The organism is Prevotella sp. khp1 (assembly GCF_900102205.1).
GTDB lineage: Bacteria > Bacteroidota > Bacteroidia > Bacteroidales > Bacteroidaceae > Prevotella > Prevotella ruminicola.
Genome location: NZ_FNJZ01000001.1, coordinates 747006 through 768500 on the forward strand (window position 1 = coordinate 747006; position 21495 = coordinate 768500).

Here is a 21495-nt window from a genome sequence, read left to right on the forward strand (position 1 = left end):
AGAAAACTTAAAATTTTTGCAAAGTTTTACAGCTTTTAAGTGTTTTGTTACAGAAAAATACATTAATTTTGCACCCGATTTTTTTAGGTAACAAATATTATTTATGTACAAACAAGCATTCAACATGAAGCGCCAGCGCCTGGTTTTCCGTCGTTTCGGAAACAAGGGCTACTCGCTATTCAGTTGTCTGGGCCGCGAGGTGGTTTGCAGCGTGCTATCGGTTAGCACCCTTACCTACGCATCGGCCGAGAGCGTGAGCACACACCCTGTGGTGAGCGACTCAACCGCTACGACAACTGCACGCGAGATGATGCTCGACGAGGTTAGCGTAACCGGATCGAGGGCGCCACTGACCAAGAGTCAGGCTGCGAGAATGGTAACTGTACTGGACCGCAAGGCTATTGCGCAGGCGCCAGTACAAAGTGTAAACGACCTTTTAAAGTACGCTGTAGGCGTGGATGTTAGGCAACGAGGACCCATCGGTGCCCAGACCGACGTGTCGATTCGAGGCGGCAACTACGAGCAGATTACCATCCTGCTGAATGGAATCAACATCTGCGACCCGCAAACAGGGCACAACGCCTTCGACTTTCCTGTAGACATCAGCGACATAGTGCGCATAGAGGTGCTTGAGGGACCTGCAGGGCGTGTGTATGGAACGTCGAGTCTGGTAGGAGCAATCAACATTGTGACGAAGCCTACCCTACCCTCTGCCGTGCATGCCGAAGCAGGATCGTATGGCTATGCCAATGTGGGCGGACGTGTGGCTTTTGGCGGAAAAGCCAGCCACAGCCTGACGGGCAGCTATACCCGAAGCGACGGCTACAGCCGCAATAAGGCTGGCAAACTGAATGCCGACTACAAAAGCGGAAAGGCTTTTTACCAGGGACAGTACGACGACAACGACATACGCGTGAACTGGCATGCAGGTATAAGCGTAAGGGATTTTGGCTCGAACACCTTTTATGGCGCCAAATGGGACGACCAGTTTGAGCACACACTGAAAACCTACACTGCCGTAACAGCCGAGAACAAACAAGGGCGCCTGCACTTGAAACCAACCATATACTGGAACAGATCGCAAGACCGCTTTGAGCTGTTTAGAGATGCACCCGATATCTACCCATTTAACTACCATCGCACGGATGTGTACGGCGTGAATCTGAACAGCCACTTTGACTGGGTTGCAGGGCGCACAGCCATAGGCGCCGAACTGCGCAACGAAGACCTTGTGAGCGGCAATCTGGGCGAGCCACTATCGCGCACACACCATATTCATGGTACCGACCGTAACTACGAGTACGGTCTGAACCGCACCAACATGAGCTTTGTGCTGGAACATAACATACTGCTTGAGCGCTTTACCCTTTCGGCAGGCGTGGTGGCCGTAAAAAACTCGTGGAACGAGATGAACATGCGTCTGTATCCAGGCATTGATGCCAGCTACCGTATTGGCAGCAACTGGAAGGTGTATGCATCGTACAACACATCGCTACGCATGCCATCGGTTACCGAGCTGTACTACTCGGTGGGCGGGCATAAGGCCGACAAGCACCTGAAACCTGAGGAACTGGCGGCCGTAGAGGGCGGACTGCAATACAACTCGTACCTGGTTGACGCCAAGCTGAGCGTGTATCGTAACCACTGCAAGAACCTGATTGACTGGATCAGGCGCAGCGATGATGTGGATGCACCATGGGAATCGGTAAACTTTACCAAGGTGAACGCCACTGGTATAGAGGCCACACTGGCCCTGAACCTACAGGAGATGATGCCTGCACAACACATACTGAAACGCTTGCAGGTAGATTACAGCTACATTGACCAGGATAAGGTGGAGACCGACGGCATACAGAGCCAGTACACGCTGGAGTATCTGCGACACAAACTGGTGGCACAGTTACAGGCCAACCTCTGGAAGCGCTTGCATGCTAATATAAGCTACCGCATGCAGGACCGCACGGGCACCTACACCAACGCCGACGGCGAGATAACCGAATACAAGCCTTACGGCATAGTTGACGCACGACTGAGTTGGAATGCCGATAACTACACGATGTATGTAGAGGCTAACAATCTGCTGAACAAAACGTACGTTGACTTTGGTCACATACCACAACCAGGCAGATGGTGGATGGCTGGATTTAACATCCAACTGTAGTTAACGGAAACTGAACAGGAACCTGAGCTTGGGGCTGCGCGACAAATCGCCAGGATTGCTACCCGGACAGCCCTCAGGAACCTGAAAACCCTTACGGGCATAGTAATCCTTCCAAAACTGGGTTACTTTGCCCGTTTTATCATGGAACGACATGGGGATGGGCTCGAATATCAGCTGGCCATCGGCATCAAGATAATTCTTCTGCACCAACTCGCTACAATAGAATTCGTCGTCGCTAGGCATGAACATAAAGTCGTAAGGGCGACCTAAATACTGCAGGGCACGCTGAACGGAACTTGCCACGCCAATGGTATCTTTTAACCGAGTGGCGATGACCAGCGAATCGCGACGCACCAGAAAGCTATCGATAGGCGTTAGCACTACGCCCTGGTGGATAGCCTCGAGCACAAAAACACTATCCTTACAAAAATGCACCATGCCAACATGGTCGATAGCCAAATCATCAACGCCCTGGGTAACTTGCGTGATATGATTACCCTGAGCAGAAATGCAAAACAGGAGGTCGCCCTCCTGTAATTGCTGTGCCATGTTCTGAGCAACGCCCTGCAGGGATATTGTCAACAACAAGCATAAACTAAATATTGTTTTCATGCTAAAACGCATCAACCTTTAAGCTTAAACGAATTTTCGATGCTGCTGAGCTCGGCTACAAAGGCCTTATCAATCTTAAGGCGCTGCTCGACAGCATTGCAGCTGTGGATAACGGTAGAGTGATCGCGACCGCCGATGAGCTGACCAATACGCGACGAAGGCATCTTGGTGTGCTTCTGAGCTAGATACATAGAAATCTGACGGGCCTGCACAAAATCGCGCTTGCGACTCTTGCTGAACACACTCTGCTGACTTACACCATAGTGGTTGCAAACCTTATCAAGGATATCGTCGATAGTAAGCGGATGGTTGTCGACCTTAACTGAACGCTTAATCACACGCTCGGCCAACTTCATATCGATATTTGAGTTGTAAACAATCGAGTAAGCCATCAGCGAGTTTACCACACCCTCCAAGTCGCGTACGCTGCCATTAGCAGTCTGGGCGATATACTCGATCACATCTGCAGGAATCTTCAGTCCGTCGCGCTTACACTTAGCGTTCAGGATATCTACACACAACTGCACGTTGGGCTTCTCGAGCTCGGCAATCAGTCCGCAGGCAAAACGGGTAAGCAGGCGGTCCTTAACACCAGTAAGATCTACTGGGGGACGGTCGCTGGCCAGAATAATCTGCTTGCCGATACGGAACAGGTGATCGAAGATATGGAAGAAAGTATCGAGTGTTTTTGGCGAATTTACCCACTCCTGAATATCGTCGACAATGAGCACGTCGATACTCTGATAGAAGTTGATGAAATCGTTCGTGGTATTCTGACGTACAGAATCGGTGAACTGTACCTGGAACAGACGGGCACTTACGTACAGCACGCGCTTGTTAGGATAAAGCTCGCAGCACTTCAGTCCGATGGCGTTGATGAGGTGGGTTTTACCGCAACCTGATGGGCCATAGATAAAGAAGGGGTTGAAGGTGGTTTTACCTGGGTGCTCGGCGATAGAGAGACCAACGGTACGAGGCAGCTTGTTAGAGTTACCCTCGATATAGTTGTGGAAACCCTTCTTGGTGTCGAGCTGGGGGTTGAGCTGCTGCTGACGGGGTGCATCGAGCACATTGGGCGACTTGTTAAGATGCTGGCGGGCGGGTACAGTCTCCAAGCTGGGACCCTCGCTCTCAACATCGGTAGTAACGTCGTGCCCCTTAGCAGTAGCGGCCTTAACCTCAACGATTCTGTAATTGAGTTTTACATTGGTACCAAACACTCGCTCTAATACCTTACTTAATAATCCAACGTAGTACTGCTCCAAGAACTCGAATACGTATCGGCTTGGAACCTGCACCAGAACCGAACGGTTCGCTTCGTCGAACGACTCGAACACGATTGGTGCAAACCACGTTTTGTACTGTTGCTCTGTAACGTTAGCCTGGATGAGACGAAGGCAGTTGGCCCAGAGCGCCTGATGATTATTATTCATTTGGCGAATGTTATATTTTTTAAATTTTAATCGAACAATATACAAGACTTAGGCTTGTAGAGTTTATTGTTGTTTCCGAGTGCAAAGGTAAAACAAATTTTTGAAACTTGCAAATGCCCAATTTTCCTCAATGTGTGTACACGATTTGTAACTGCTTAAAAACGTGATAGTTACGATGTTTCACAAAAGCAGTACCAATTTTGCGCACTTGCAAACGCACCAAACCCTGAAAATCAGGCACTTACGCGTGTGCGAACACACAAATAATAATGGCCAAGGTACAAAAAACGTACCTATGGCCAAAATTTGTTATTTAGACAAAATCTAATTTACTTGTCTTTCTTGCCGAAAACTGAGAAGTGAACATAGCGTTTTGGATGTTGCTTCAGATCAAGCATCAGCGAGTCGGCATGCATCATGGTGCTGTTCAGGTTGTAATACAGACTGGGGTCGCGCATCAGCAGTCCGAGGGTACCCTCGCGGCTGTTCAGGGCGGCAGTCATCTGCTCTACATTCTTCAGCGTGGTGTTAACACTGGTCATGGTGGCAGCAAAATCCATGTTGCTGATATCCTTGGTAATCTGGTTGGTGTTAGCCAGCACGCCATCGGCATTCTGCAGCATCTGGGGCATCTGACGGTTGAGCTGTGCTGTGAGCAGGCTCAGATCGTGCGAGGTGCGTGTCAGGTCGGCAGTAATCTGATCGACATTATGCAGCGAGTTGGCGATGGCAGGATCGGCCAACAGGGTATTTACGCTGGCCAGGATAGAGTCGAGCTTAGGCAGCATCTGCTGTACGGCTGGAATCATATCGGCAGCCTTACCCATAGCGCCTACCTTCTGACTGCCTGTGATGGTATCGCCAGGGGCCACCATACCGTCGGCAGCATTACCCAGCACCAGCAGCACTTTTACATTGCCCATCAGGTCGGTAGCAATCTCGGCACGACTGCCCTTGGGCACACTCAGTTCGGTATCTACATCGATAGCAGCCACAATCTCGCCTGTGTTCTGATAGTCGAACATGATTTCCTCGACCACACCTACACGGTAGCCGTTGGCAAAGATAGGACTGGCCACCGAGAGGCCGCTTACATCCTTGAACTTAACGTAATATTTGTTGTCGCCAGAAAACAGCGTCATTCCCTTTAGAAAGTGCAAACCAAAATAGAGCACCAACAGACCAGCAATGGCCACCAGGGCAATCTGAATTTCTTTCGAAAACTTTTTCATATCTTATAGCTTATAATTTATTTCTTTGATTTAAACTCGCGGATAGCCGCATTCACATCTACACGCTGACCGCCCTTGAAGGCAATGATAAACGCCTCGGGGATGGTGGCAGCCACCTGCTTGCGCAAGCGGTAGATCTCGTTGTAATCGGTTGATGCGCCAACGGTGTACTTGTACATACCGCCATCGCGATACGAATCAACATCGGTAAGACCCTTAAAGCGGGCATCGCCAGCCTTGAGCTTGCTGGAGCTTGAGAGTATCTGCACCTTAAACACAGGGGCATCGCTGCTGGCAGCTGCTGCAGCAGGCTTGGGCTCGGCCTTTGCAGATACCTGTGCCTCTACTACAGGCTTGGACTCGTTAACCTGGCGCACCTCTACGGGTTCAACCCTGGCCTCGGCTACCTGCTCCTGTGGCTCCTCAACCTGCACATCGGGCAGTGGGGCCAAACGGCGCTCTGGCTCAGCCTCTTCAATCTTCTTATAAGGGATGGTGATGTTACCACCATGACGCTTACGATAGTTCAGGAAGGCATTGAACATACCTGTGGCATACAGGGTTTCGGCACGGGCCGAGTTCATAAACTCCTCCTCGTCGCGGGTTGAGATAAAGCCCAACTCCAGCAGCGCACCAGGCATCGACGAGAGTCGCAGCACAGCCAGGTTGTCCTGCTGGGCACCCATATCCTGGCGGCCAGTGGCCTGGCACACGTAACGCTGCATGTACTTGGCCAGCTCAACGCTGTTCTCCATATTCTTATCCTGGATAAACTCAAACATGATATCGCTTTCGGGCGAGTTAGGATCGTAGCCATGATAGGTTTGCTGGTAGTCCTTCTCCATAAAGATAACCGAGTTCTCGCGCTTGGCCACCTCCAGGTTCTGCAGCACACCAGTCTGCTTGCCTGTACGCTTGCTGGTACCTAAGGTGTAGGTTTGGAAACCACGTGCCACCCTACCCTTTGGCAAGGCATTGATGTGGACAGAGATAAACAAATCGGCCTTGGCCTGATTAGCTATCTCGGCACGACGGTACAACTCTACAAACTTATCGGTTTTGCGGGTATAAACCACTTTTACGTCGGGACAGTTCTGCTCAACCATACGTCCGAAGGCCAACGCAAACTTCAGCGTGAGATTCTTCTCCTTAGAGACGGCACCCACGGCACCCGTATCGTGACCGCCATGACCGGCATCGATCACCAACGTAAAACCATTTTTACCAGCTGCCTGGGCCATCATAGCCCCTCCCAGCAGCAGCACACATAATATATATCTTAACCTAATCACGTTCCTAACCAATCTTCAATTTTTTAATTTTTACATTTTTACATTTACCTCGACTCCCGCTCCAGCGGCATCGGCCCCCATCGGCGGATTCTTCTTGGTGATACGTAGATGGATGCTCGACACCTGCGGAAACTGCTCGTGGATGGCCTTTACGATGCGACCTGCCACATGTTCGAGCAGCTTTGAGGGGATGTCCATCTGCTGTTTTACCAACTGGAACAGTTCGGCATAGTTCAGCGTGTCGGCCACATCGTCGGTTTCCATAGCCCCCTGGATGGGATAACCCACACGCAAGCTAACCAAAAACTCGCCTCCAACCTGTGTCTCCTGGGGCATCACCCCATGAAAGGCATAAAAGCGAACCTCGTCCAGATATATGTAACTTTCAATCTCCAATGTTTAATGTTTAATCTCCAATGTTTAATGTTTAATCTTTAATGTTTAATGTTGTTTAATCCTCCATCTGGAGTTCCTCCTCATCGTGGCAGCCAGGAGCGTACTTCTTCAGTGCGCGCTCAACACCTGTTTTCCAGGTATTGATACTCTCATCCTTGAGCGAGAGCGAAGCCACCAGCTTGATGACATGTTCGATAGGCATGCGATAACGCAGCACACCTGATATCAGTTTAGCGTAGTTCCAGTACTCGGGGTTGAACTTCTCAGAGAGGCCCTCGACGGTGGTTTTATAGCCACGACGGTTCTCGAACTGGAAATCGTAACGCTTGGTGCCATCGGGGTTAACCTGCTTAATGATCTTACCCGTGGTAACGGTCTTGGGCAGCACAATGCCATCCTCGTCGTCGGCCAAGCCTGTAAATATCTCGTAAGGGTAGCCATTCAGCAAGCCTACCAATGCCACCCATTTTTCGCGGTTATTCTGGAAACGTACCACGTCGCACTCCAACACCTCAGGACGCACCTCGGTTACCTCGGGTCGGGTGCCCAACAAGAAGATATCGAATGCCTGATTGGCCAACGTGAGCAGCAATTCGGCATCATCGGCCTTAACCGATTTGAGGCACTGGTTAAGGATGCTGGCCACACGCTCCTCGGACAGAGTAGCATCGCTGTGCTGACCTATGGCTGTGAGTTCGTGAGCAATACGCTCAACGAGTTCACTTCGCAAGTTTTCTTCCATATCAAACTATTTTTGCGTGCAAAGTTAGATAAATTTGCCGAATTATTTGTATTTTTGCAACCAAATAATACAAAAAAGCAGATTTTTATAAGCAAAATTAAGAGATATGAAACATTTATTGACACGACGAACCATCAGAAAATACACCCAGGAGCCAGTGAGCGACGAGTTGCTGAACCGCCTGATGAACGAGGCTGCACGCACCCAGACCATGGGAAACCTGCAGCTTTACAGCGTGGTGGTGACCCGAAGCGACGACATGAAAGCCAAGCTGGCACCTGCCCATTTCAACCAGCCCATGGTGAAACAGGCGCCTGTGGTGCTTACCATCTGTGCCGATTTTAACCGCACCAGTTTCTGGGCAAAATGTCGCAAGGCCGAGCCTGGTTACGACAACTTCCTGTCGTTTATCAATGCGGCTACCGATGCCCTACTCTACACACAGACGCTGTGCAACCTGATGGACGAGGAAGGCTTGGGCTACTGCTACCTGGGTACCACCGTGTATCAGCCCCAGCAGATTATCGACGTGCTGCAGTTACCAAAGCTGGTAATGCCTGTGGCTACGCTTACCGTGGGTTGGCCTGATGAGGAACCCGCCCTGAGCGACCGATTGCCACTTGAGAGTTTTGTGCATCAGGAGACATATCAAGATTATCTGGGTGCTGATATCGACACCTATTATAATTATAAGGAGAATCTGGAGGAGAATAAGAACTTTGTTAAGATCAACAACAAAGAAACGCTGGCGCAGATATTTACGGATATCCGCTACACCCGCAAGGACAACGAGGCGATGTCAACCACACTCCTCCAAACCTTAGAACGCCAAGGTTTCCTCCCCCACACCATCCTGCTGCAGAAAATTTAGGCACGGATTACACGGATTTACACGGATTTTTTTTCGTCCTCGCGATTTTAATTTTGGCACGGATTAACACGGCTTTAATAAATTAAAGACACGGCTTTAGCATTGTAAACTAAGCCGTGTCTTTTTTATAAAAAAGGCCGTGTTAATCCGTGCCTAAATATATAGCAAAAATTACAATCTCTTACTCGAGTGTGATAGGCTTGTACTTTGGTACGAGTGCCTTCATGATGCACCAACCTATCAGGTAGGCTACAGCACAGATACAGAATACTACCATGTAAGCAGCAGGCTTGCCTTCGAAGCCGAAGAACTGGAAGGCGGCACCCTGATTGGCTGCCCAGGTAAAGAACTCACCCGAACCCATGTTGATGGCCATTGAGCCGAAACCACCAGTCATAGTACCCAGACCAACGATGGTGCCGATGGTGCTCTTGGGGAACATGTCGCCGATGGTTGAGAACAGGTTGGCACTCCATGCCTGATGACCTGCACCCAGCAAGCCAATCAGGATGGCTGGCCACCAAGCGCTATAAGCACCAAGAGGCTGAGCCAACAGACCTAAAACTGGGAAACAAGCGAATATCAACATGGCACGCATACGACCCAGATAAGGGTTCATGCCCTTCTTATCAACAAAGTAGGTTGGCAGATAACCACCACCGATACTGAGAACGGTTACAATGAGGTAGAGCGTAAAGATGAGCGCAATACCCATAGCCGAGTCGGAGGTATAGCCGTACTGGTCGCTGAAGTAAGCAGGTGCCCAGAACAGGAAGAACCACCAAACACCATCGGTCATGAGCTTACCTACGAGGAATGCCCAAGTCTGACGATAGGTAAAGCACTTGAGGAATGGGATAGCCTTCTCCTCCTTCACCTCGCCGCGATCCTTCACCTCTTCAAGGTCGTTGTCCTGCTCAATGTAGTTCAGCTCGGCCTGGTTCACGAACTTGTTGCTGCGTGGCTTCTCGTACAACCACATCCACAAGCCCATCCACACATAACCAAGCACACCGATGATGACGAATGCCATCTCCCATCCCCAGGCACGGGCCAACAGGGGAATAGTGGCAGGGGCAGCCAGCGCACCTACCGATGCACCACTATTAAAGATAGAGGTAGAGAAAGCACGGTCCTTCTTTGGGAAGTACTCGGCAGTGGCCTTGATGGCAGCGGGGAAGTTACCAGCCTCGCCCACAGCCAGAATCATACGGCATGAGAGGAACAACCATACTGAGATGGTGGCAATGGCCACAGCGGCATCGCTACCAGCCTGAACGGCACGCAGTGCCTCGATACTGTCGTAGCCCTCGATATTCATGGCCACCCAGCCGCAGCCTGCATGCATCACAGCACCTGTGCTCCATACAAAGATGGCGATGAGATAACCCTTCTTGGTGCCCATCCAGTCGATGAACTTACCCGAAAACAGGTTGGCGATGGCATAGAACAACGAGAACAAACCCGTAATCTTACCATAGTCGGCATCGGTCCAATGGAAATCAACAGCGATAAAATCCTTCCAAGTTAAAGAGAGAACCTGACGGTCCATATAGTTTACTGTGGTTGCCAGGAACAGCAGCGCACAGATAACCCAACGGAAGTTGGACATTTTTGTAGTCTGTACTGGTGTCATATTATCTCAAATCTTTAACCTCGATGTTATCTTTATCGTTATAGTTCAAGTTCTCGCCAGCCATACCCCAGATAAAGGTATAGTAATAGGTGGCCGAAGCGCAATGAATGCTCCACTCAGGACTCATGATGGCCTGCTCGTTCTTGAGCCATACCACACGGGTTTCCTGGGGCTCGCCCATCACATGACTGATCTGATGACCCTCGGGCAGATTGAAATAGTAGTATGCCTCGATACGACGACCGTGGGTGTGAGGTGGCATGGTGTTCCATACGCTACCCTCCTGCAACTGGGTCAAGCCCATCTGCAACTGGCAGGGTCCCTCCTCAAGGGCAGTATTTACAATCAGCTGGTTGATGGTGCGCAGATTACTCTCGGCCTTGGTGCCCAGAGGCTTTTCCTTTGTACCAACAATCACAGCCTTCAGGCTCTGAACCTTACCGTTCTTACGACCATCGAGTGTAACCCACTGTGTTTTATAGTGCTTGTGGGCTGTAGCCGAGTTAAGGTAAAACTTAGCAGGGTTACTGGCATCCTTTGAGCGGAAGATAACCTCCTTGTTGCAGTCGATATCGTTACCCTTCTTGTCCTTACCCAGCCAGCCGCGACCCACGTAAAGGGCCTCGCTATAGCCGAGTGGATACTCCTGACCATCGACGATAACCACGCCAGGACCACCAGTATTGATGATACCCAGCTCGCGGTTGCGCATAAAATAATCGGCACGCAGCTGGGGATGAGTCTCCAGCTTCAGATCCTTGTTAACAGGCATAGCGCCTCCGTAGATAAAACGATCGTAGTACGAATAAGTGAGGTTAATCTCATCGGGCGCCATCACCTTCTCCATCACAAAACGGTCGCGCAGGGTCTGCGTGTCGTAATGCTTCACGTCGGCGGGGTGACAAGCCGTCTGGAACGTCATGTTCTGCTGGCCAAAGGCCATCATCAGATTTCCCATAAGCATCAAAGTAAAAATAGATTTCTTCATATTGTTATTAATTAATAATTTTGCAACGGACTACAGAACTTCATGATTCTTTTTTTCGTCCTCAATAATGCGCTTGCGGTTGAACCACATCATAGCGGCAGTAAAGACAGTAAGCACGCCCAGACCTACCCACTGCAGGTTGTTAACGCACTTGTAGATAGTCCAGCCAAACAGGCTCGAAGCAAAGTCGAGCGCACCAGCCTCGAAGCCCTCAGGAATCTTGGCGGCGTTATCGCCCGTCTGCTCAAACACGGTGTGGGCGGCCTGTGTAAAGGCGGGCGCCATATCGGTTACAAACCACAGGCCGATGGCCAGAGCCACCAAACCTACGATAAAGGTCTTAACCACGTTACCCTTGGTGTAAGGCAGCACCATCACAAACACATAGAACATGCCAGCCAACGAGGCCAATGGCAGGAACTGGTTGCCTGGCAGGATAACAGCCAAGCCCAGAGTTACAGGTATCAACAGCAGCGATACTACCAGCGTGGTGGGATGACCGATGACCAATGCTGGCGACATGCCGATATATACCTTCTTACCATTGAACTTCTTCTTAACCACCTCCTGAGTTTTCTCTGAGATAGGCATCAAGCCATCGATAAACAGCTTGGTGATACGTGGGATGAGCTCCATCACAGCACCCATGGTAACACCCAGGAACAGGATTTTCTTAATATCCAACTGAGCCAAAGCACCAATCAGCGCACCTACGATAACACCCAACACCAGGGGCTCGCCCAGCACACCAAACTTCTTTTTCAGGCCCTCGGCATCGATATCCAGCTTTGAGAAACCAGGAATCATATCCAAGCCCTTATTAACGAGCATGGCAAACGGGGTGAAACTCTGCACAAAAGGCTGCGGGATAGAGATACCCTCCATACCCTCGTAATAGCCCTGGAACTTAGGCGCTGTAAGGTCGGCCATTACCAACGTGTTGATGTAGCATACGATAGCGGCGAAATAGCCCCATGCCAGACTCTGATCCATCACGAAATAGGCTACGGCACCAATAAAGGCAAAGTGCCAGTAGTTCCACAGGTCGATATTAACGGTGCGGGTGGTTTTGGTGATGAGCATGAGGAAGTTTACACCCAGACAGATGGGGATAATGAGTGCGCCTACAGCCGTGTTGTAAGCCACAGCAGCTGCTGCCGGCCAACCCATATCGAACACGCCGAGCTGCAGGTTGTACAAACGCGAAATCTCAGAAAGCGGATCGCCAAAATTGTTAGTTAGCAGGGCCGTTACAATGCCCAGACCAACAAATCCTACACCTACGTAAAGTCCTGACTTCAAGGACTTTCCGAATTTTAATCCAATACAAAGTCCAATAATAGTAAACAGTATGGGCATCATGACTGATGCACCAAGACTGATAATGTAACTGAATACTTGTTCCATTGTTTTTAGTCGATTTTTGGTGCAAAGATACACATTTTTGCCGAACAACACGAGAAAGCGAACGTTTTTTTTACTCAAACGTTAACGTAAGTCGTCGTGCAGGTCAACCCATGCCTCTTCGTCGGGTATCACAATCACAAATCGTGAGCCGTTGGTATAGGTGGCATCCAGCTTCAGCTCGCCTCCAATCAGGCGCACCAACTGGCGGCATACTGGCAAGCCCAAGCCTAAGCCCTCGCTAAAGATATCACCCTTCTCGAACGTATCGAAAAGATTCTTGCGAACACTCTCACTAATACCAGGACCTGTATCCTCGACAAAGAACATCACCTTGAGTCCATCGGTCTTTACCGACAGCTTTACATGGCCCTCGGTAGTAAACTTCTTGGCATTGAACAGCAACTCGTTCAAGGCCTTGGTAAGATAGTCGCGATTGGTTTTAACCGTACGTGTATCATCCACCTGCACATCGGTAGTCAAATCGATGGTGTGCGGCGGGCGCGAGGCATAGATATCAGCCACATGCTGAATCAACTCCTTAATGCAAACACGCTCATGGGTATCCACCTTTACATCCTTACCGGCATTCGAGGCTACAATAAGCATACCCACCATGCGACTGATGAGGATGGCGTTGGTTTGCATAGTTTCTGTAATATTGCCGAGCTCCTCCTGAGGGATGCTCTCGTAATCGTCGCGCAGCACCTGGGTAAAGCCGTTGATAATGTTGAGCGGCGTACGTATCTGGTGGGTTATATCCTGCAAGAACTCGTTCTTCTTCTCGTCGGCCTTATGCGCCTGTTCGTTGGCCTCGGCCAAATCCTGGTTCATCCGCTCGGCCTCCACGTTGGTTTGCTTCAGGTTCAGGATATGACTACTCAGGGCCTGTTGCATCTCAGCAAAATTATTCTGCAGGCGACCTATCACATCCTTACGCCTACTGAAGCTGATGGCCTCGTGGAAGTGGCCGTTGGTAATGTAGCTGATTTGATGCGTCAGGTCGTTAAGCGGCTGCACCATCATCGACACCACATTGAGGCAGAATACCAGAATGAGCAGCAAACCAAACGTAAGCACAGGTATCAGAATGTAGAGCAGTTTGTTGTAGCTCACAAAGACATCGCTCTCATAACAAATCAGCGCCATGCTCCACGGGGCTTTGGTGAGCGACTGATAGAGCACCACGCAAGGCTCGCCATTCACCTTTACGTTGAGCATACCCTTCTTGCCGGCTATCATCTGGTGACCAAGCGAAATCAAATCCTGCTGCTTGGTGGGGTCGGCATCGTTGAAGATGGTACGACTCTTAAGCTTCGTGGTATCGGGATGCACAATATACTGGCCATTGGCACCCAGCAACATGACATACGATTTAGGATACGGCTTATACGACGATATCACCTCCGACAGCCAGTCGATGGCCAAGTCGGTTGAGATGACACTCATCAGACGCTTGTGGCGATCGTACATCGGCACGCAGTACGACACGATCATATCGTCGAAATCAGTCGACTCTACACCCTGCAAATCCTCGGCATAAGCCTCAACCCAGCAGGGTTTGCCTAAGGTGGCGGCTGTGCGATACCAAGGTTTGTCGAAATAGTTGTAAGGCTTCTCAATATTAGCCACTACCGTATCGGCATTTTCTGGATTATAGGCATAAACAGAGAAATAGCGGCCACGATCGGGGAAGAAATCGGGCGCCATAGCCACCGAACAACCATCAAAGTTTGGATTCTGCCCTACTACCAATCGGATGTAATTAAGCAGCGAGTCGGGGCGTATGTCGTCGCCCAGATGCCATACGGCAGTACGGGTGGCAGTCTCCACCTCGTTCATCAGCTCGTTTACACGCTCGGTACAGTTCTCGAGCTCAAGGTTGGCGCGCTCCATAGCCTGCTGCTTTACCAGCTGGCGCGAATAGAGGAACAGGGTGCCGATAGAGAATGTGAACACCACTACCAGGAACAAGAGGATGCCCAAACTGAGTTTGAGCGACAGCTTGCGTTTGATGCGATTCAATAATATACTCATGCCTCGTCCTCCTCTTCTTGATTTTTAGTTGCAACTTCGAGCAGTTTGTCCAGCAACTGAGTAACAGTAAACGTATGGGCATCAACCTGATTAGCCAGCTCTACAATCTGCTCGTGCGGCATCTCATGATGATGCTGGCGCACCTCGGTTACCAGTCGCGATATCTCGTTAACTGGTTCATCCATCTGGTCGGTCATATTCTGCAGGAAGGCCATCTTCACCCTATCAGCCTCGGTCTTATGCTTCTGAGCCTCGGTAAGCAGCCAGTTCTGCTCAACCAGCATCAGATTCTTGTGGTCGATCTCGTCGAGGTGATGCCTGATGGATTGTTGCATGGTAATAAAGCTGTTGGCCAGAACACCCACCTCGTCCTGGCGGTTACTGGTCTTGATAGGCACATCGTAATGACCGTTCTTAATCAAACGGGCCGACTTCTCGAGAGCGCGCAACGGGTGCAGCTCGCGATGGATAAATACTGAGCAGAACACCACGATAGCAATCAGAGATAGCAGTACCACAGCAAACATCAGCGGAATCATCGTGTTGTAGTTACCCATAATCTCGTCCTCGGGGCATGCCACCGTAATCTCCCATTTGGTTTTCTCGAAAGGCTTATAAGCTAACACACGGGGCGTACCGTTCAGGCTGAGCTGCTCGGTACCACTCTGGCCGTTCATCATCCTATAGGCTGTTAAGCTGTACTTCTCCTCAGGATACTGCTCCATCAGCTTAAACATGGCGCGTGGGCGCAGCAACGAGGTATCGGGGTGGATGACAAAAGCTCCCGAATGGGTCATGAGCGAACCTGTTACATTAGGCAACGGGCGCTGCTCGTGAACGATTTTCGTCAACCAATAGATAGAGATATCTACACCATACACACCTACTACCTTACCATCCTTGTGTATAGGCATGGCGTAGGTGATAATAGGCTCATCGTCGGTTCGGTAATCCTCGCGGGGCTCTGTCCACATATTCTTATCGCGGGCCATAGGCTCCTCGTACCACTGCTGGTGCAGATACGAGTCGTGGGCAAACTGCTCGCTTCTGACTATCTTCCCTTTCTTGCGATGATAGTAAATCATATAATCCTTTTCGCCACGATCGGGGAAGGTGCCAGGCACAAAGGCAGTGGCAATACCTATAATCGTGGGTTCGTTAGCCAGTATCTGCTGGGTGTACTTCCCAATCTCGAGCGTGTCGGTCATGTTCTGCTCTACCCACCAATGCGTCTGACGGGTTATCACCTCAATCTCGTGCAACTTCTGCCCCACCACAATCTCAAACTTATCAAGTATATCCTCGGCCTTACCCAGCGATTCGTCGTGAACCGCCTGGCGGGCATAATAGAACATCAAGGAGAAAGTGGCGGCAAACAATATTGACACGAACAATACCACCCACAAACTGAGCTTTGCAGATAGTGATTTTATGATGGTATATAGAAAGTTCGGTTTCATTGTTCCAAAATTAATAGAAGATTGTTTGGGTACAAAGATACAAAAAAAATTAATACAACCAAACTTTTTACCATATTTTTACAAAAAAAGATCGGAAGCCCGCATCACTGCGAGCTCCCGACAATGGACTCTATGTATGAAAGATTGTGCTGGTATTATCAGCTTACACGCAAACAGAGCATGGTTAAATCGTCGTTTGGATCGGCTCCGTTACGATGGGTGTTAACCTCGGTCTGCAAACGGTTAATCATCTGGCGGGCCGATACAAATGGAGTATAGCGCAGGATTTCGAGCAAGCGCTCATCGCCCAGCTGCTTCTGCTCCAGGTTCTCGGCCTCGTTCAAACCATCCGAGTAAACCAGCAGGGTGCGGCCCTTGATACTCTCAATCTCCTCGCCAATATACTCTACCTCGGGCCACAAGCCAATAGGTGCGTTAGGCTCGATGGTAAGGAAATCGGCAGCCTTGATGCCACAATCAACGATGGGAGGATTATGACCGGCATTACAGAAACTGAGGTGACCATTATCGAGATCAAGCAGACCGACAAACAGGGTTACGAACATACCATTGATATTATCGTCGCCCGACAGTTCCTTATTCATGATATTACAAATCTGGGCGGGCTGCAGGTGCTCATCGGCCAAGGTATGGAACAGGCGGGTTACCTGCGCCATGAACAGCGAGGCAGGAATACCCTTACCACTCACGTCGCCAACAGCAAAATACAACTTGTTATGGTCGAACACGTAACCATACAGGTCGCCACCAACCTCCTTGGCAGGCTCCATATAGGCAAACATATCAAGCCCGTGGTGCTTGGGGAACTCGTGAGGCACCATACTCATCTGGATATCGCGCGCAATCCGTAACTCGCTCTCGATACGCTCCTGAGCAGCCTTCACCTCGGCCAAACGGCGACTGTGACGACGGTTACGAACGGTATAGCTAGAGAAGAAGCCTACCATCAGCACAATGAAACCCGACAGGCCCCAGGTGCGCTGCTGGATAATGTGCTCTTCCTGCTCGATAATCTTCTCCTCTTTCTTCAGCGAGGCATAGATATGACCCAGCTGACTACCCTCGTCGTGCATGTACTTGGTAAGGGTGGTATCAAGGCGCTCGCAAATCATAGCGGCCTGCACGTAAGCCGAGTCGCGCATACCTGCATTCAGGTTGGCTTCGAACTTAGGCAGATAGTACTCGTGAATCCAGTCGAGCGAGATGCTGGGGCTATAAACAGCCAGCGCCTTATCCAGACTCTGGAAGATGATAGCAGCCTCGCGGTAGTGGTGGCTGGCCGAGAGATAGAAGGCGCGATTAAGGCGACCGATAACGGTGTGAGCCATATCGCTCTTCAGGTATTTATTGTAAGCCTCAGCAGCTTCATCAGGTCTGCCCAAATGCTCGAGCGCAACAGCCTTACATATCTGAGCACCAGCAAGATAGCCCTCAACAAACTGTGTGGTGGTGTGAGGCATATCCTTAAACTCGGGCGACTTGTAATACTCATCAACCGACTCCTCGCAACGCTCCACCCAAGGCAGCACACGATCGTACTGACCGCTGGTGGTGTAGGCACGGATGATAATCTCGAACAGCTCGAAATGGCGTGGATACCACTCGGCCAGTCGCAGCACACCATCCTTCATCTCGTTAGAGAGATCGAAGTACTTCCGGAACTGCTTTTCAGCCTCGTCATAGTCGCCTGTCGACACCATACCGTCGCCCACAAAGGTTCCTAAGCGGATATAGCTCTCGAGGGCAATCTGGTCCTGCAGCGCCTCGTCGAGCGAGAATCGCTGCATGGCATCAATGGCTGTAAGCATCGAAGTCTCGATATGACCCTGATAGCGCAGAATCATCGTCAGCTCCGAAGCAGCATAAATCTGAAACAAGCGCTCCAGCGAGTCCTCTGTGCCTTCCTTCAACATCTCGCGGAAAATGGGAACGGCCGCGTTAAACTGGTGATGTTTACTACAGAGAGGGTAAGCGTGATAGAACTTGCGGCAAAGGTCGGTAATCTGTCCAGCCTCGTACAAGCTATCACCACGTTGTTCCATGCCCTCTACGTTGTAGGGAGCAAGCAATGTGTAAAGAACATCGTCCTGAATCTGATAATCGTGTTGGTTGTCACATGATGTAAAGAATAGCAGAACTCCTGAAAACAATAAGGCCACTGCGGCCATCATACATTTTAATCTCATAATTTTTGTTTGGTGTTGGTAATTAAAAATCCCTTTTTGGTGTTGGTGTTACTGAAAACAATCCATTTTTGTGGCGCAAAGGTAAGCATTATATTTGGTACTACAAGCGCCTGTTAATTAATTTTAAGGAAACCATTTTTTGAGTTTTGGTTTTATGGATATGAGCTGTATAAAAATAAGTCCCACAACACAGGTTGCAGGACTTAAAATATAGTATTACAGAGGGTTATCGCGCCAAGAAGAACTTGCGGAACTCGCTCTCGAAATTAGGCGTCAGGAATCCGCGCCCCATCGCCAGACGTATCTCCTGGATGCTCCAGAACCGTCCACCATCAAGCTCAGAGGCCGAAGGGGTAACAGGACCATCGTAAACGGTGCGATGTACATATACCAATTCGCGCTCGCGTGCACTCTCAAATACGTACATTCCTACCCGCTCGGGCTTAAAGTCGGTCATGCCAAGTTCCTCGCGCACCTCGCGCACCAAGGCCTGCTCTGGGTTCTCGCCATAATCTATATGACCGCCCACGCTGGTATCCCACTTGCCTGGCTGAATATCCTTCCATTCAGGGCGGCGCTGCAGATACACCTCGCCCTTACTGTTAAACACATGCAGATGCACCACAGGATGCAAAAGACGAGAGCCACTATGGCACTCGCCTCGTGTGGCTGAGCCGATAACGCTGCCGTCGTCGGCCACCACAGGGAATAGTTCCTCACTATTATCGCTCATCACCACTTATTATTTGTTGCGATAAAAAACAAATGGTGTGTCCTTGCTAAGATATGAGGTAAGCTTATCGTCCATATAGATGGCACCCTCGATAATCTCCATCGAGAACTCCTTAGTGCTGGTGTTATAGATACCGCTTGAATAGGTGTTGGTAGAATAGAAAGCCACCTGTACCTTGTGCTCGCCATCGTTGAGCTTAACAGTATATTTTGGAGCCTTGGGGTTAATGAGCCAGTAGATAGGCGAAATCTTCATAAAGCCAATGTAGCAATCGATGTCCTGATCGGGACAAGCCTGAAGGGCAGCACGCAACTCCTTACCCTGAGTACTTACGCTATCGATATTGTGAGCCAGCAAACGGGCGGGGAAATCGTGAATGGTCATGGTGCTATCGGTAGAGATAGTCCAGCTGATGTCTACTGAATCTACATTGTTCACATCCTTCTGGGTGGGAGCCGAATAATACACCTTACCAAGATGAGTGCCACGAACGGCATTCAAACAGGTAGCAATCTCGCCTTGAGTAAGGTTCTTAACCTCACTGCTATCATCACCAATACACGATGTTAAACAAACAGCTGCCATGCAGCATGCAACAGAGAAAATTTTTAATGCTTTCATTTTTTTACTTATTGTTTTTGTTTTGTGATTTGAATTGTACACACACTAAATGCACCACAACCCGAAATCTTGCATCACTAACCGTTAATAATATTTAATTCGTCGCTTTTTTAGGTTTCGACCCTGCAAAGGTATATTGTTTTTGCGAAAAACACGAAACTTTAATCAGAATATCAACAAAAAAATGTAATTTTGCACCATGATATTCTATTTTACAGGCACAGGAAACACCAAATGGGTGGCTCAGCAGATAAGCGAGGCCATCGGCGAAGAGCTTTATTACATCCCCGACTTGATGCGCGAGGGACAGTATCAGTTTGAATTAAAGCAGAACGAAAGCATCGGTTTCTGCTTCCCCACCCATGGCTGGCAACCACCCAGAATCGTGCGCGAGTTTATCAAAAAATTAATTATCAATTATCAATTGTCCGCTCCAGCTCCGCTGGCTTGCAAGGCAAGAACTGTCAACTGTTACTGCTGGGCGCTGACCACCTGTGGCGACAACATAGGCGAAACGATGACGATACTGAACAAGGATTTAGCCACTATCGGCTTGCAGGCCACCACGCAGTTTGCCGTTGTGATGCCCGAAAGCTATGTGTGCCTGCCGTTTATGTACACGGATACTGAGGAGAAAGAGCACGCCAAGATAAACCAGGCACGAAAGATGCTGCCACATATCATATCGGTTATACGCGAACGCACGACGGGTGTTGAGGAGTTAGTAAAAGGCGGCACTCCCCGACTCTACTCGTACGTGATTGGTGCTTACTTTAATGCCCGCATGGTAAACGACAAGAAGTTTACGGTTGATGAGGATGTGTGTATCAAATGTGGCAAATGCATAAAAGTGTGCCCTGTAGATAATATACAAGGAACACCGCCCGAGTGGATTCACAACGGACGGTGTACCTCTTGTTTAGCCTGTTATCATTATTGCCCCGTGCATGCCATCAACTTTGGCAAGATTACACGTAAGCGCGATCAGTACTACTTTAATAAACGCGGGGACCAAAAATCTTAGTGCCCACACGTATCATGGTTGAGCCTGTCTGCAGGGCGATGGGATAATCATCGCTCATACCCCACGAACGCTCACAAAACGCATCGTCGTCGGCAAAATACAGAGCCTTCACCTCGTCGAAGAAATCGCGAGCAGTCTGCATCTCCTGGCGAATCTGCGCTTCGTCATTCACAAACGATGCCATCATCATCAAGCCACAAATCTGCACATGCTGCAGCTCGCGCCACTCGCCAGCTGCCAACAGCTCACGACAGGCATCGAGTGTAAGACCATACTTGGTAGCCTCCTCGGCAATATGCAGCTCGAGTAGCACCTTGATACGGCGGCCACACTTTTCGGCCTGCTTGTTAATCTCGCGCAACAACTTGAGCGAGTCAACAGCCTCGATCATCGTTACATAAGGTGCAATGTACTTTACCTTGTTGGTTTGCAAATGGCCGATAAAGTGCCATTCGATATCCTGAGGCAGCGAAAGATGCTTCTGGCGCAGCTCCTGTTCATGACTCTCGCCAAACACACGCTGACCCTCCTCGTAGGCTGCCTCGATATACTCGTTAGGGTGATATTTAGAGATAGCCACAAGGCGAACACCTTGTGGCAATGTATCGAGCACCTCGTGCAGATGGGATTTAACGTCGTAATCCAT

General features: G+C 49.7%; 17 protein-coding genes and 1 pseudogene. 3 read left to right on the forward strand and 15 right to left on the reverse strand.

Going from position 1 to position 21495, the window contains the following annotated elements; all coding sequences use genetic code 11:
* The first annotated feature begins 103 nt into the window (after positions 1-103).
* The gene (locus BLR73_RS03230; protein WP_091858897.1) at positions 104-2161 is read left to right on the forward strand and encodes a TonB-dependent receptor plug domain-containing protein; all 2058 of its coding nucleotides are present in this window, start codon (positions 104-106) and stop codon (positions 2159-2161) included.
* Here the strand turns inward: BLR73_RS03230 and BLR73_RS03235 are convergent, their stop codons facing one another.
* From BLR73_RS03235 to BLR73_RS03260, 6 genes and pseudogenes are all read right to left on the reverse strand, one after another.
* Entirely contained in the window at positions 2162-2710 is a 549-nt protein-coding gene (locus BLR73_RS03235; protein WP_232221054.1) for a YiiX/YebB-like N1pC/P60 family cysteine hydrolase, read from the reverse strand. It lies immediately after the preceding gene.
* A gap of 74 nt (positions 2711-2784) precedes the next feature.
* Entirely contained in the window at positions 2785-4206 is a 1422-nt protein-coding gene (dnaA, locus tag BLR73_RS03240) for a chromosomal replication initiator protein DnaA (RefSeq protein WP_091858900.1), read from the reverse strand.
* Between the two features lie 329 nt (positions 4207-4535).
* Positions 4536-5438, reverse strand: a complete 903-nt coding sequence (locus BLR73_RS03245; RefSeq protein ID WP_091858903.1) for an MlaD family protein — start codon at positions 5436-5438, stop codon at positions 4536-4538.
* A 17-nt stretch (positions 5439-5455) separates the two neighbouring features.
* Positions 5456-6682: an N-acetylmuramoyl-L-alanine amidase family protein gene (locus tag BLR73_RS03250; protein WP_091858906.1), complete on the reverse strand. Its 1227-nt coding sequence runs from the start codon at positions 6680-6682 to the stop codon at positions 5456-5458.
* A gap of 78 nt (positions 6683-6760) precedes the next feature.
* A complete protein-coding gene (folB, locus tag BLR73_RS03255) occupies positions 6761-7120 on the reverse strand; it encodes a dihydroneopterin aldolase (RefSeq protein WP_369821134.1) in 360 nt (119 codons plus the stop codon).
* A gap of 106 nt (positions 7121-7226) precedes the next feature.
* Positions 7227-7667: pseudogene (locus BLR73_RS03260) on the reverse strand (ribonucleoside-triphosphate reductase); the annotation flags it as partial.
* A gap of 307 nt (positions 7668-7974) precedes the next feature.
* On the opposite strand from BLR73_RS03260, the gene BLR73_RS03265 reads away from it, so the two are divergent.
* Positions 7975-8739 (forward strand): nitroreductase family protein, encoded by a 765-nt coding sequence (locus tag BLR73_RS03265; protein WP_073043162.1) that lies wholly within the window; start codon positions 7975-7977, stop codon positions 8737-8739.
* A 181-nt stretch (positions 8740-8920) separates the two neighbouring features.
* Here the strand turns inward: BLR73_RS03265 and BLR73_RS03270 are convergent, their stop codons facing one another.
* The 8 genes from BLR73_RS03270 to BLR73_RS03305 form a co-directional block, all read right to left on the reverse strand.
* Positions 8921-10375, reverse strand: coding sequence for an MFS transporter (locus BLR73_RS03270; protein WP_073043164.1), 1455 nt, complete (start codon positions 10373-10375; stop codon positions 8921-8923).
* 1 nt (position 10376) lies between these two features.
* Positions 10377-11363, reverse strand: a complete 987-nt coding sequence (gene kduI / locus BLR73_RS03275; RefSeq protein WP_369821129.1) for a 5-dehydro-4-deoxy-D-glucuronate isomerase — start codon at positions 11361-11363, stop codon at positions 10377-10379.
* A 30-nt stretch (positions 11364-11393) separates the two neighbouring features.
* A complete protein-coding gene (locus BLR73_RS03280; protein ID WP_033150025.1) occupies positions 11394-12770 on the reverse strand; it encodes a PTS galactitol transporter subunit IIC in 1377 nt (458 codons plus the stop codon).
* Between the two features lie 81 nt (positions 12771-12851).
* The gene (locus BLR73_RS03285) at positions 12852-14804 is read right to left on the reverse strand and encodes a sensor histidine kinase (protein WP_091858912.1); all 1953 of its coding nucleotides are present in this window, start codon (positions 14802-14804) and stop codon (positions 12852-12854) included.
* Complete coding sequence (locus tag BLR73_RS03290; RefSeq protein WP_091858915.1) at positions 14801-16264, reverse strand: PDC sensor domain-containing protein; 1464 nt, start codon at positions 16262-16264, stop codon at positions 14801-14803. Before BLR73_RS03290 ends, BLR73_RS03285 begins: the two co-directional genes overlap by 4 nt.
* Positions 16265-16422: 158 nt before the next feature.
* Positions 16423-18471 (reverse strand): PP2C family protein-serine/threonine phosphatase, encoded by a 2049-nt coding sequence (locus tag BLR73_RS03295; RefSeq protein ID WP_233456423.1) that lies wholly within the window; start codon positions 18469-18471, stop codon positions 16423-16425.
* A gap of 226 nt (positions 18472-18697) precedes the next feature.
* On the reverse strand, positions 18698-19207 hold the full coding sequence (locus BLR73_RS03300) for an NUDIX hydrolase (RefSeq protein WP_033150237.1): 510 nt from the start codon (positions 19205-19207) through the stop codon (positions 18698-18700).
* Positions 19208-19213: 6 nt separating this feature from the next.
* Positions 19214-19825: a DUF4840 domain-containing protein gene (locus BLR73_RS03305; RefSeq protein WP_041385857.1), complete on the reverse strand. Its 612-nt coding sequence runs from the start codon at positions 19823-19825 to the stop codon at positions 19214-19216.
* A gap of 199 nt (positions 19826-20024) precedes the next feature.
* On the opposite strand from BLR73_RS03305, the gene BLR73_RS03310 reads away from it, so the two are divergent.
* Positions 20025-20849 (forward strand): EFR1 family ferrodoxin, encoded by an 825-nt coding sequence (locus BLR73_RS03310; protein ID WP_091858918.1) that lies wholly within the window; start codon positions 20025-20027, stop codon positions 20847-20849.
* Here BLR73_RS03310 and BLR73_RS03315 read toward each other — a convergent pair.
* Positions 20821-21495 (reverse strand): YggS family pyridoxal phosphate-dependent enzyme, encoded by a 675-nt coding sequence (locus BLR73_RS03315; protein ID WP_091858921.1) that lies wholly within the window; start codon positions 21493-21495, stop codon positions 20821-20823. The genes BLR73_RS03310 and BLR73_RS03315 overlap by 29 nt on opposite strands.